Origin of the sequence: Kitasatospora griseola (assembly GCF_014648555.1) — a bacterium.
In the GTDB taxonomy this organism is placed as follows: domain Bacteria; phylum Actinomycetota; class Actinomycetes; order Streptomycetales; family Streptomycetaceae; genus Kitasatospora; species Kitasatospora griseola.
Window position 1 is genome coordinate 4,221 of record NZ_BMRI01000060.1, and the last position, 12,442, is coordinate 16,662.

The 12,442-nt window shown below is 74.2% G+C and carries 10 protein-coding genes; 9 read left to right on the forward strand and 1 reads right to left on the reverse strand.

The features are described from left to right. Window positions 1-828 (forward strand): ATP-grasp ribosomal peptide maturase (tgmB, locus tag IEZ12_RS35930; protein WP_229848628.1); only part of this gene is annotated, 828 nt, incomplete at its 5' end. A gap of 141 nt (window positions 829-969) precedes the next feature. Then, the gene (locus IEZ12_RS35935; protein ID WP_229848630.1) at window positions 970-1,521 is read left to right on the forward strand and encodes a helix-turn-helix transcriptional regulator; all 552 of its coding nucleotides are present in this window, start codon (window positions 970-972) and stop codon (window positions 1,519-1,521) included. 218 nt (window positions 1,522-1,739) lie between these two features. On the opposite strand, the gene IEZ12_RS35940 is transcribed toward IEZ12_RS35935, so the two are convergent. Continuing rightward, window positions 1,740-3,143, reverse strand: coding sequence for a DUF2079 domain-containing protein (locus IEZ12_RS35940; RefSeq protein ID WP_229848632.1), 1,404 nt, complete (start codon window positions 3,141-3,143; stop codon window positions 1,740-1,742). A 272-nt stretch (window positions 3,144-3,415) separates the two neighbouring features. On the opposite strand from IEZ12_RS35940, the gene IEZ12_RS35945 reads away from it, so the two are divergent. The 7 genes from IEZ12_RS35945 to IEZ12_RS35975 form a co-directional block, all read left to right on the forward strand. Beyond that, window positions 3,416-4,111: a response regulator transcription factor gene (locus IEZ12_RS35945; protein ID WP_189278420.1), complete on the forward strand. Its 696-nt coding sequence runs from the start codon at window positions 3,416-3,418 to the stop codon at window positions 4,109-4,111. Then, a complete protein-coding gene (locus IEZ12_RS40300) occupies window positions 4,101-5,684 on the forward strand; it encodes a sensor histidine kinase (RefSeq protein WP_268250303.1) in 1,584 nt (527 codons plus the stop codon). The genes IEZ12_RS35945 and IEZ12_RS40300 overlap by 11 nt, the downstream gene beginning before the upstream one ends. Before the next feature lie 1,561 nt (window positions 5,685-7,245). Next, on the forward strand, window positions 7,246-7,617 hold the full coding sequence (locus IEZ12_RS35955; RefSeq protein ID WP_189278424.1) for a hypothetical protein: 372 nt from the start codon (window positions 7,246-7,248) through the stop codon (window positions 7,615-7,617). Window positions 7,618-8,185: 568 nt separating this feature from the next. After that, window positions 8,186-9,637 carry an NADP-dependent phosphogluconate dehydrogenase gene (gene gnd / locus IEZ12_RS35960; RefSeq protein ID WP_189278427.1) on the forward strand — a complete coding sequence of 484 codons (1,452 nt, stop codon included), beginning with the start codon at window positions 8,186-8,188 and terminating at the stop codon, window positions 9,635-9,637. A 75-nt stretch (window positions 9,638-9,712) separates the two neighbouring features. Continuing rightward, on the forward strand, window positions 9,713-10,486 hold the full coding sequence (locus IEZ12_RS35965) for an SDR family NAD(P)-dependent oxidoreductase (RefSeq protein WP_189278429.1): 774 nt from the start codon (window positions 9,713-9,715) through the stop codon (window positions 10,484-10,486). Between the two features lie 704 nt (window positions 10,487-11,190). Beyond that, window positions 11,191-11,478 (forward strand): DNA-binding protein, encoded by a 288-nt coding sequence (locus IEZ12_RS35970; protein WP_189278431.1) that lies wholly within the window; start codon window positions 11,191-11,193, stop codon window positions 11,476-11,478. Window positions 11,479-11,827: 349 nt separating this feature from the next. Then, a partial coding sequence (locus tag IEZ12_RS35975) for an RNA polymerase sigma factor (RefSeq protein ID WP_189278433.1) occupies window positions 11,828-12,442 on the forward strand: 615 nt, incomplete at its 3' end.

Genomic DNA, 12,442 nt, shown 5'->3' on the forward strand with positions numbered 1-12,442 from the left:
GCGCTGACCGCCACGTATCGTACGGGCGATCAGCGCGGCACCTTGCAGACGCCAAGTCGGGAACTCGATCTCGGCGGAGTCCGCTCTGTCTGGACGCGTCGCCCCTCGCCGTTCCAAGGCCCGAGAGAACTGGACGAACAGGATCGCCGGTTCGCCGGATCACAATCCCAGTGGGGCGTTGGCGGCATCCTGGCATCGCTCCCCGGAGCCCACTACGTGAACCATCCGTGGAGCAACCGGGCAGCGGAGTACAAGCCGACCCAGCTCGCCACCGCACAGCGCAGCGGCTTCCCGGTGCCTAGCACATTGATCACCAACGATCCGGACCAGGCCCGGGAGTTCATCGCCCAGCAGACCGGTGGAGCGGTCTATAAGCCGTTGTGGAACACCCCGTACCGAGTCGACGGCCGGCCACAGCAAGTGTGGGTGCGGGAAGTACGCGCGCACGAAATCACGGCCGCAGTGTCCGCCTGCCCGCACCTGTTCCAGGCCAAGGTCGGGAAGGCATTCGACGTACGGCTGACGGCTGTCGGCAGCCAGCTGTTCGCGGTCCGGATCGACAGCCCCGATCTCGACTGGCGACAGCGCCAGTCCCTGATGGAGTGCGCTCCGATCGACGTCCCCACCCGGGTCGCGCGCTCGGTTCTCGCCTACCTCACCGACTGCCGACTCGTCTTCGGCGCGTTCGACTTCGCCGTCACGGCTGCTGGTGACTGGTACTTCCTTGAGTGCAACCCCAACGGGCAGTGGGCATGGCAACCCGATTCGATCACCGGCTCGATCGCCCTCGCCATCGCTGACCAACTCCAGAAAGGCCCCGAAGCGTGAACTGACTTGTCGAACTCCGTGCCAGCGCGGTCCCAGCTCGCCGCCACTGAGAGGCCGTGAGCTCGTTCGGGGCTGGCGGCACGGTCGATAACGGCACCCCGTGTCGGGGCGGAGTTCCAGGCGCTCGTCCAGGAGATCACCGTGGTCGCCGGCCTGGCCGACGGCCCCGACATCACCCAATCAAGTTCAGTGGCGCTGGAACGCGGGGTCGTCATCCGCAGCATCTTCCAGGACAGCTTCCGCAACGACCCCGACACCCTGTGCTACGCCCGGTGGCTGGCCGAGCTGGGCGGCCTGGCGCGCACCGTGCCGCTCCTGCCGATGCGGCTGGTGATCGTCGACCGCAGCGCCGCCCTCGTCCCGAGCGACCCCGGCGACGGCCGCCGCGGCGCCCTGGAACTCCATGGCGCGGCCCTGGTCCAGCCCCTGTACGCGCTGTTCGACGAACTGTGGCGCAGCGGAGCCGACTTCGGCCGGCCCGCGCCCCGCGACGACCAGGACCTCACCGGATCCGAACGCGCCCTGCTGCACCTGCTGGGCAACGGCCACACGGACGAGTCCGCCGGCCGCAAACTGGGCCTGTCCCTGCGCACCGTGCGCCGCATGATGCAGGACCTGATGAACCGCCTGGGCGCCGAAAGCCGCTTCCAGGCAGGAGCCCAGGCCGTCCGGCAGGACTGGCTGCGTCCCTGAGCCGGCCCGCGCCGCGTACCGCACGGACACCGCACCGCGCACTGCGCGGACATGCCGACGGCCCGCCGCGTCCGCCTGCCGCTGTCCCCGGCGGACGGCGGGTCCGGCGGGGCGCACGGTCCGGGTGCGCGGTGAGCGGCCGATCCGGACCGGGAACACCCACGCCCGCCACCCGCCGCTCACCGCGCACCCGCCTGCGGTCTCGGCTCTTCCTGTCGTCAATGTCGGGGTTCCCAGTGCCAGACGGTGATGCCTGCGCCGTGGGCGACGGGGTGGTAGCCGGCGGTGGGGAGGGATTGCTGGGCGGTGAGGTCGTCGGCGGGGGCGGGGAAGTCGTCGGGGGTGTCGAGGGTGGCGGCCCATTCGGCGGTGGGGCGGAAGAGGGGGTCGCGGTCGTCGGGGGACAGGCGGGTGGAGCCGGCGCCGTCGGGGAAGGTGAGGTAGGGGAAGAGGGAGACGGTGCAGCGGGACGTGAGGTGCGGGGCGAGCCGGTTCGCGGCGGCGACCCTCGCGCCGTCGGGGACGGCGGCGAGGACCCGGCGGGCCGTCAGCGCGTCGGGGCCGGGACCGGACAGGTCCGGTCGCGGGGCGGCCAGCACCGCGACGACGAGCATCGCGGCGGGCGCGAGGCGCAGCGCCCCACGCCCAGGCAGCCGGCGCAGGCCGTCGAGCGCGGCGACGAAGACGACGGGCATCAGCACCGCGCTGTAGTGCCAGCCGGTGCTCCAGTACGCGGGGTTGGTCGACCAGAAGCGCGCCGCCAGCGGCAGGACGGTCAGCAGGGCGAGCGGCGAGCGCAGCGCCAGCAGCAGGACCGGGGCGAAGAGCGCGGCGAGCGTCCACCACTTCGCGGCGGGGAGCAGCAGCCGGGTCACCGGGTCGCCGCCCCTGAGGGCGGCCGTCGCGCCGTACGCGTAGCCGCCCGTCGGGTTCGCCGCGGGGATCAGCACCAGGACGGTGAGCAGGGTGCCGAGCGCGGCCGCCGCGAGGGTCGCGGCGCCGAGCCCCCGCCGGCGCCCGGCCAGCAGGACGTGGCCGCCGACGCCGGCCAGCAGCAGGCCCATGTCCTCCTTCACCAGCAGCAGCGGCAGTGCCCACCACACCGCGGCCCGCCACCGCCCGCGGGCCAGCGCGGCCGTCGCGCACGCCACCAGCGGGACGGCCAGCGCGATCTCGTGGAAGTCGAACAGCGAGGCCTGCCACAGGCCCCAGGACAGCCCGTACGCCAGCCCGGCCGCCACGCCCCGGGCCCGCCCCAGCCACCGCACGGCCAGCTCGGTGACGGGCACCGCCGACAGCGCGAACAGCAGCGACTGCGCCACCAGCAGCGTCTCGGGGCCCGGCCAGAGCCGGTAGAACGGGGCCAGCACGGCCAGCGCAGGGCTGAAATGGTCGCCCAGCTGTACGAACCCGGCGCCCTTCAGCGTCACCACGGGCGGTTCGAGGTACGCGTAGCCGCGCACCGCCTCCTCGAAGATCCCCAGGTCGAAGCCGCTGGTCTGCATCCGCCAGTGCCTCGGCAGCGACAGCGCCGACTGGAACAGCGCCACCACGAACGCCGGCAGCCACACCACCGCAAAGGCCGGCAGCCGAGCCGCCGCGAAGGCAGACAGTCGAGCCACCGCAGACATCGGCAGCCGAGCCGCCACGAACGCCCGCAGCCGAGCCGCCACGAACGCCCGCAGCCGAGCCGCCGCAACGGCAGACAGCCACACCGTCGCGAACGCCGGCGGCACACAGGGACGGATCCGGAAAGGTATTCGCACCCGACCGACGCTAGGAAAGCCCCGCTGAACCGATTCTGAAAGAACCTGAGGATTTCTTCAGCCCGGAGAAAACCGGCACATCGGTCAGCGGTCCTTTTCGCGCCGCGGAGTTGACCTACGCTTGCCCGGTGCGCCTACTCATGGTCGAGGACGAGGAAAGGCTGGCCCGGTCGCTCAGCCAGGGCCTGCGGGCCGAGGGCTACGCGGTGGACGTGGCCGCCGACGGCCCGAGGGGCCTGGAGCTGGCCCGTTCCGCCAGGTACGACCTGGTGGTGCTCGATGTGATGCTGCCCGGCCTGAACGGCTTCCGGATCTGCCGCCGGCTGCGGGCCGAGGAAAACCCTGTGCCGATCCTGATGCTGACCGCGAAGAACGGCGAATACGACGAGGCCGAGGCACTCGACTGCGGCGCCGACGACTTCCTCGCCAAACCGTTCTCCTTCGTGGTGCTCACCGCCCGGCTGCGCGCCCTGCTGCGCCGCGGCGCGGCAGGCCGGCCCGCGGTGCTGGCCGTCGCCGATCTGCGGATCGACCCGGCGGCCCGCCGCTGCACCGTCGCCGACGGCGAACTGCGGCTCACCGCAAAGGAGTTCGGCGTCCTGGAGAGCCTGCTGCGCCGCCCCGACCAGGCCGTGCCGAAGACCGACATCCTGGACGCCGTCTGGGACTCGGCGTTCCGCGGCGACCTGAACATCGTCGAGGTGTACATCGCCGCGCTGCGCCGCAAACTCCACCGGGCCGGCGCGCACGCCCGGATCGACACCGTCCGCGGCATCGGCTACCGGCTCACCCCCCACGCTCCGTCGCCCGCCGATGCCGGCTGACCGCCCGCGCCGGCAGCCCGCCCCCAGCTCGCGCCGGCAGCCCGTGCTCGTCCCGCGCCGGTGGCCCGCGCTCGGCGTCCGGGCCCGGGCCGCGGGGGCCGCGCTGATCGCCTCCGCGCTGGCGTTCGCCGTCGCCACGCCGCTGGTCGGCCACATCGTGCGGGTCCGCCTCGAGCACGCCGCCCTCGAACAGGGCTGGGCGGCGATCGCAGACCTCGAGGCGAGGGTCCGGGCCGGCGCCGGCGGCGGCGAGTTCCAGAACCACTCCTACGCGGTGCTCGCCCAGGACGGGCGGTGGCTGCGCTCCGCCAACCTGGAGGACCCCCGCGACGCCGACCCAGCGCTCGGCCTGCCGGCCCTGTCCCCGGACCAGTACGGCGCCGACTCGCCGCACATGCTCGGCACCGACCTCGTCACCGTCCGCTACCCGAACGGCCACGCGCCCCACCACCGGCTGCCCACCGAGGGGCCCCGCACCTACCGCTTCCTGCGCAAGCTCACCGAACCGGTCTCCGCCGCCCGCCTCGCCCAACTCCCCCCGAACGGCCCCCACGCCGACCCCGCGAACCTGCCCGACCAGCAACTCCTCCTCTACGTACTGATCGACCCGCTCACCGGCGACGAGACCGCCGACACCCTCACCCGCGTGCTCGCCTACGACGTGGCCCCCGCCACGTCGCTGTTCGTCGCGCTGATCGCCTGGCTCGCCACCGGCCTCGCGCTGCGCCCGGTCGAGTCGATCCGCCGCCAGATGGCCGCGGTGCGCGAAGGCGCGTTCCACGAGCGCGTCCCCGTCCCCCGCGCCCGGGACGGCATCCACCGACTGGCCCGCACCACCAACGACACCCTGGACCGGCTCCAGCACGCCCTGGACGAGCAGCGCCGCCTGGTCGCCGACGCCTCGCACGAGCTGCGCAGCCCGCTCGCCGCGCTGCGCAGCTCGCTGGAGGTGCCGCTCGCGCACCCGGCGGCCGCCGACTGGCCGACGGTGGTCCGCGGCGCGCTCACCGACGCCGAGCGGCTCCAGGACCTCGCCGACGACCTGCTGCTGCTGGCCCGCGCCGAACGCGACACCGACCGCCCCGGCGACACTGCCGACGCCGACGCCGACGCGGGTGCCGGCGGCACTGTCGACCTGCACGACCTGATCGCCGAACAGCTCGCCGAACGGCAGTACGGTGGACGGGAGTTGACGTACGAGAGCGAGCTCGACGAGGCGGTGCTGACGGGCCGTGAGACGCTGCCGGCCCGCCTGGTGCGCAACCTGCTGGACAACGCCGCCCGGCACGCGGACGGCCGGGTCGCCGTCACGCTCGCCGTCGCGGACGGCTGGGCGCGGCTGACCGTCGAGGACGACGGCCCGGGCATCCCCGCCGCCGACCGGGAACGGGTCTTCGAACGGTTCGTCCGCCTGGACGACGCCCGCGACCGGCACACCGGCGGCGCGGGCCTCGGCCTGGCCCTGGTGCGCACCATCGCCCACAGCCTCGGCGGCACGGCCGCCGCCGAGCCGCCCGACCGCCTGCCCGGCGCGCGGCTGGTGGTCCGGCTGCCGACCGCGAACGGCTCCTGACCGCGAACGGCTCCCGACCGCACAGCAGCAGGCCGGGCCGCCGCCCGAACGACCGCACCCGCACACCCCACGCGAAACCCCGACCGGTTGCGCCCGCCTCCACCCCGAGCACCTCCACTCCGGCTGCGCCCGCTCCGGCAGCCCCGGTCCGGCAGAGGCCGCGGTCCCTGCCGCCTCTGCCGTCGGTGGAGGTGCCGCCGTTGGTGGCCGTCGAGTGCCCCGCAACTCCGGCGTCGGCGATCTTGGGCACTGCGGACGCCCACGGGACATGACGCCGCCGCGGTACGCCGCACCGGTGTGCGGCAGAAGCGGTCCGCCTCCTGGCCACCGGTCGTCGGAGTCCCCGGGTTCGGTGCTGCCGGTGGACCGGAAGGCCGAGCCGTGGACGATGACCGTGGGGCCGGTCGGAGCGGTGGGCCGGTACGGACTGCGACGTGCGGGCGGCCGCGGGCGCGATCTCGCGGGAGGTCAAGGATGGGTTCGGGTACGCCGACGTCCCGTGGCGGCGGTTTCCGGACTCCTGCGGCCCGGGCGAGGACATCCCCGGCTCCTCGCGGCACCCGGCTCCGGCAGCGCCGAAGCCGCCGACAGGGCCCTACGGTGGCTCTGGACGAATCTTCACCACCGGGGCGGCACGATCGCGGTGGGGGCACTGGCGGTGCCGTTCCTGCTCCGGATCGCGGCGGCCGGGCACCCCGAACTCCGTGCGCGGGCCCTTCGTCCGGTCGCCGGGATCGGCCGGTGCCGGCACATGGGGGACGGATCGTGGGAAGGCCTGCTCCGGGTTGCCGAGGATCCGTTGGTGGTCGAGGGCAGCACGATGTGCCCGGTGGACCGGGCGATCCAGGCCGCCCGCCGGGCCGTCACGGACGACCTGCACCTCCTGCTCCCGCTTCTCCCCGACCCCGACTCCGAGGTCCGCTCCGCGACCGCCCGCGTCCCGGCGGCGGCGACCGGCGAGCTCTCACGCGCCTCCTCGGCCCTGCAGCCCAGGCCGACAGCGGAAGACGATCCGGCAGTCCGGACGAGCCCGGTCCTGGCGGTCGCCCGACTCGCCCCGCGAACACCAGGACGACCACGAGGACGACCATGCCCCCCGAGTGGGCCCGGGACCTCCGGTCGGATCCCGGACGGCCGCCCGAGGCCCGCATCGGCACCGGCCCGGCCCGGCCCGGCCGTGCCCGGTCGCGGGCCCCGCCCCCGACGAGCTCCGCACCCTTCTCACCAAACCCGGCACCCGCCGGTGCGACGACCTGCTCCAGCCGGTGCCCCGGCCCACCCGGACCGACCCCACCGGCTTCGGGCCGCGCGGCTGCATCGACGACATGCCCGCGGCGAACACCCCGCAAGGATGCTCGACGGCCCGGGGGACGCAGGATTGTCACGGCCGGCTCACCCTCGGCCGAGGACACCGGCCGCAGCCACGCGGTCCACGGCCGGGCCTCTTCCGCGCGGGGCACGTGTCCCGGGAGCGGCCCCCGCCGGGTCCGCAAGCTGTCCGGAACCGGCTCGTGCACTTCCCGCTCCTCCGTAGCCACACCGGTCCGGGCGCTCTTAGCGTTTGTCGGACAGCGGGGCGGCTCGCCCCGCGCAACGGGAGGGGAACTCGATTCCTCTGCTCACACGGGGGACCACCACGGGCATCACGGGCCTTCGCGCCCTCGCCATCGGGGCGACCGCGATCGCCGCGAGCCTCGCACTGTCCGCAGGACCGGCTTCCGCCCACGTCGGCACCTTCCCGACGTACAGCTGGGACAGCTACAAGTGGAGCGCGAACGTGCTGGTCGACTACGGCCAGTCCCGGGCGGTGACGCAGTGCTCCAACAACAGGATCTACTACGGCGCCTGGGTCGGACAGGGCTACTGGGCCTTCGGCTGGAACTGCGCCGACTACGGCGCCACCCTCGTCGACTTCTGGATCGAGAACCGCTGACGCGCGGGCCCCCTCGACGGCCGCCACCCCTGGCGCGCAGACCGAACACCGAACACCAGAGCCCGGCCCGAAACGCGGCGGCGTCCGCGAGCGACAAGGCGCGGACGCCGCCGCGCTCCACGACGTCCCGCCGCCCGGCCGCGCCAGCAGCCCCGCCCGGCCCGGCGTCTCGTCCCGCGCTCTCGGGACCCGGGGGCGGTTCGGCATGGTTCACGATCCGACGGCATTGGGTGGGGTGCAATCGCGGTCCCCGCTGTGCGCGGTCCCAGCCGGGAGCCGCTGCGGCAGGGCTGCCGCCGACGTGAACCCGCTCGCATCCCACCGCGCCGCCGCGCCGCGCACCCCACCTCGCCGCACCCCACCTCGCCGCACCGTCCGCGCTCCGGTGCGGAGTCGTCCGGGCGGGCCAGTTCCCCGCGCGCGCCCGCCCCGGGTGGCACACCCTGGTTCCGGCCGCCCGGAACGCTCGCAGGCCGCCCCGGACGCGCACGGCGGGACCGCGGGACCGTCGGGCCCGGGCGCCGCAATCCCGACGATCCCGGCAATCCTGAGAGAGGAAGCAGCCGCCATGGAGGCATCCGCACAGATCGGTGTGACGGGGCTTGCGGTGATGGGCCGCAACCTGGCCCGGAACCTCGCCCGCAACGGCTACACGGTCGCGGTGCACAACCGGACCCCGGCCCGGACGAAGGCGCTGGTCGAGGAGTTCGGCCACGAGGGCGCGTTCGTCCCGGCCGGGACGCCGCAGGAGTGCGTGGCGGCGCTGGAGCGGCCCCGCAGGCTGCTGGTCATGGTGAAGGCCGGCGCGGCCACCGACGAGGTGATCGAGGAGTTCGCCGCGCTGCTTGAGCCCGGCGACATGATCGTCGACGGCGGCAACGCCCACTTCGCCGACACCCGCCGCCGCGAGCGGGCCCTGCGCGAGCGCGGCATCCACTTCGTCGGCAGCGGCGTCTCCGGCGGGGAGGAGGGCGCGCTGAACGGGCCGTCGATCATGCCGGGCGGCTCCGCCGAGTCCTACCGGGTCCTCGGGCCGATGCTGGAGAGGATCAGTGCCCACGTGGACGGCGAGCCGTGCTGCACCCACATCGGCACCGACGGGGCCGGCCACTTCGTGAAGATGGTGCACAACGGCATCGAGTACGCCGACATGCAGCTCATCTCCGAGGCCTACCACCTGCTGCGGGAGGTCGGCGGCCACAGTCCGGCCGAGATCGCGGAGATTTTCCGGCGCTGGAACGGGGGCCGCCTGGAGTCCTACCTGATCGGGATCACCGCCGAGGTGCTCGCCCACACCGACGCCGCCACCGGCAGGCCCTTCGTCGACATCGTCCGGGACGCCGCCGAGCAGAAGGGCACCGGACGCTGGACCGTGCAGAGCGCCCTCGACCTCGGCTCCCCGGTCACCGCCATCGCCCAGGCCGCCTTCGCCCGGGTCGCCTCCGCCCGGACGGAACTGCGCGACGCCTACCGGCCGCTCGCCGCGCGGAGCGCGGACGTGGTGCCGCACGAGCTCGGACACGGCGTCCTCGACATCGAGAAGGCCCTCTACGCGTCCAAGATCATCGCCTACGACCAGGGCTGGACCATGATCCGCGACGCGGCGGCCGAGTACGGCTGGGACATCGACCTGGGGGCGGTGGCGAAGATCTGGCGCGGCGGCTGCATCATCCGTGCCGCGTTCCTCGACCGGATCCGCGCCGCCCACGCCGCCGAGCCCGGCCTGGTCAGCCTGCTCGCCGAGGAGCGGTTCGCCGCCGAGATCGCCGACGCCCTGCCGTCCTGGCGCTCGGTCGTCGCCACCGCCACCCTCCGCGGCGTCCCGGTGCCCGCGTTCTCCGCCGCGCTCGCCCACTACGACACCCTGCGCAGCGAGCGCCTGCCCGCCGCGCTGATCCAGGGCCAGCGCGACTTCTTCGGCGCGCACACCTACCGCCGCACCGACCGCGACGGCAGCTACCACACGCGCTGGGCGGAGCCGGGCCGGCCCGAGGTCCGCACCGACACCGGGGCCGCATAGCCGGACAGCGCGGCCGACCGGAAGCGGCCCGCCGCCGGCGGGCCGCCACCACCCACCGAGGAGAGGCGCCCGGGGATGCGGATCGACCTCACCGGACGGACCGCGCCGGTCACCGGATCGACGGCCGGAATCGGCGCGGCGGCGGCCTGGGCCCTGGCCGACGCCGGGGCCAACGTCGTGGTCAACGGCTGCAACCCGGACCGCGTCGGCGAGACGGCGGAGCGGATCGGCGGACGCGGCATCGCCGCCGACGTCGGCACGGCCTCGGGGACCGCCGAGCTGATCCGGCAGCTGCCCGACCCCGACATCCCGGTCAACAACACCGGCATCTTCGAGACCGAGCCCGCCTTCGACATCACCGACGAGGACCGGCTGCGCTCCTACGAGGTCAACGTGCTCTCCTGGGTGCGCCTGGCCCGGCACTACGCGCCCCGGACGGTCGCCCGCGGGCGGGGCCGGGTGGTCTTCGTCAGCAGCGAGGCCGGGGTCCAGACCCCGCCCGACATGGTCCAGTACGGCATGACCAAGACCGCGCAGCTGGCCGTCTCCCGGGGCATGGCCCAGGAGGTCGCCGGCAGCGGCATCACGGCGAACCGCGTGCTTCCCGGGCCGACGATGAGCGACGGCGTGCCGGCCATGTCCGAGGAGCTCTACCCCGGCCTCGACCCCGCCGAGCAGGAGCGGCGCCACCTGACCGAGAACCGCGCGGTCGCGTCGCTGCTGCGGTGCCTGATCCGCCCCCACGAGGTCGCCAGCATGATCACGTACGTCGCCTCCGAGCAGGCCTCGGCGACCACCGGGAGGGCGCTCGGCGTCGACGGCGGCCTCCTGCCGACGATCCTGCCCTGACTGCGGCGGCGCCCGCCGGCCGACATTCGCGGCGCTTGCAATAGGACGCGTCTGCAATTGTTGTTCTTGCATGTAAGGCGTTCCTGTAGTCGTCGGGACGCCCTGCCCCGGTCGGCCGGGACCTCCGCCGCCGCCCCGAGCCCGACCGGGCGGACGCCGAGGCTCTCCCGGCCGCCCCGCCCCGCCGAGAACCTCCCCCCGGTCCACGGCCGGCCGCCCGGCGACGTCGCGGGCCAGGACGCGGTTCGGGACGGCGCCGCGGCCGACGCAGCGAAGCCGCCCGTCCGGATCCCCACGGCCCGGTGCCACCGGGCGCCGGCGACCCGCGCCGACGACCGCCTCGGCGATGACGCGCACCTTGCACCTGCGCCACGCGCGCCGACCCGGCAGGCACCGCTCGTCCGAGCGCTCGAAGCAGAAGCCCTCTTCGAGGCCGGCCGCGGTCCACCCGAGCCGCTCCCTGTCCGGAGCGGCGTGAAAAGCGGCCCCACCCCTCGAACGGGCGGACGACGGCTCAGCTCGCCGCCGACCTCTTCTCGCCGGCTGCGCCGGTGCCCCGGCCACCTGCGGGCCTGCCGGTCGAACAGCTGGCGGAGCCGCTTCCCGCCGTTCCGGTGGGGCCGGTTGAGGTCGTCGCAGACGCACTCCCGCCTTCTCCGTCGGCTTCGGTGCGAACCCCGTGGGCCGTCGAGGACAATGCCTGTGTGAAGACCTGGACGGACGGCCTCCCGCAGATACCTTTCGCCTACCGTGCTCTCCCGGAGGGCGGCGAGTGGATGACCCGGGAGGACGCGGCTTCCTCGCTGGGGGTCGGAGAGTTCCATTTCAATGCGCTGACGCACAACACCCAGCGGATCGACATGGTCCGCACCGCAGACAGGAAACTGGCCGTCACCCGCGTCAGCGTGGAAGCGGAGAAGCACTGGCGCGCCACCGCTCCCCGCTGGCGCAAAGTCCTGCGCCTGCTCAAGGACACCGCTTTTTCGTTCTGATGCCCCTCTCGACCGACACGCGTTTCCGGGGGCGGCCGAGCGACCGAACCCGCCCGCCGCACGCCTGGTGACTGTGCGTCAGGCAAACTGGTTGTGCGTCAGGCGGCCCCGACCGGCGGCGGAGGAACCGTCCCCGGCTGCCGCGCCGGCCGGTCGTGACGCCGGTCCGCCGACCCGCGAGCCGGACTTCGCAGGCCCCGCCGGCCACGTCGGCGAGTGCTTCCCGCAGTGACGCAGCGCCGGCCTGCGGGATCCGGGCCCTCGGGCCGAGCCCCGCACCCACCCCCACCGGTTTCGACCGGTGACCTGAGTCACGGGAACCGGTGTTCCTGCTCGGACAAGGCAAGGCGTGAACCATCCGCACTCCCGGCTGCGCGCCGGGAACCCCGAAGCGTTCCGCGACCTGTTCCGGGACCACTCCTCCCTGGTGTACCGCCACGCCGTGCGCGTGACCGGGAACTGGGCCCTGGCCGAGGACGTCGTCTCGCTGACCTTCCTGGAAGCCTGGCGCCTGCGCGGGAAGCTCCGCGACGAGGGCGACAGCCCGCGCCCCTGGCTGATGGGCATCGCCGTGAACGTGCTGCGCAACACGACCCGCGCCGCCCGCCGCCACAGCGCGGCCATGTCCCGCCTGCCCGCCGCCGACGCGGTCCCCGACTTCGCGGACGAACTCGTGGGCCGCATGGCCGACTCCGAGGAACTCGCGGCCGCCCGCAAGGCCCTGGCGCGCCTGCGGCGCCCGGAACGCGAAGTCTTCGCGCTGTGCGTCTGGTCCGGGCTCGGCTACGCCGAAGCGGCAGCCACCCTCGGCGTACCCGTCGGCACCGTGCGCTCGCGCCTGTCCCGCGCACGCACCCGACTGCGCAGACTCGCGGACGAGGAACTGCGCGCCGCGAAGAAGAACACGGAACCCCACCCGCCCCCCGGACAAACACAGGGCAGCCGCGACACCGCGGCCCGGCCG

Excerpts from the sequence above, each read along its gene's own strand:
- IEZ12_RS40300 (WP_268250303.1), top strand. The coding sequence starts at position 4,101 with ATGCCGGCTGACCGCCCGCGCCGGCAGCCCGCCCCCAGCTCGCGCCGG.
- gnd (WP_189278427.1), top strand. The coding sequence starts at position 8,186 with ATGGAGGCATCCGCACAGATCGGTGTGACGGGGCTTGCGGTGATGGGC.
- IEZ12_RS35965 (WP_189278429.1), top strand. The coding sequence starts at position 9,713 with ATGCGGATCGACCTCACCGGACGGACCGCGCCGGTCACCGGATCGACG.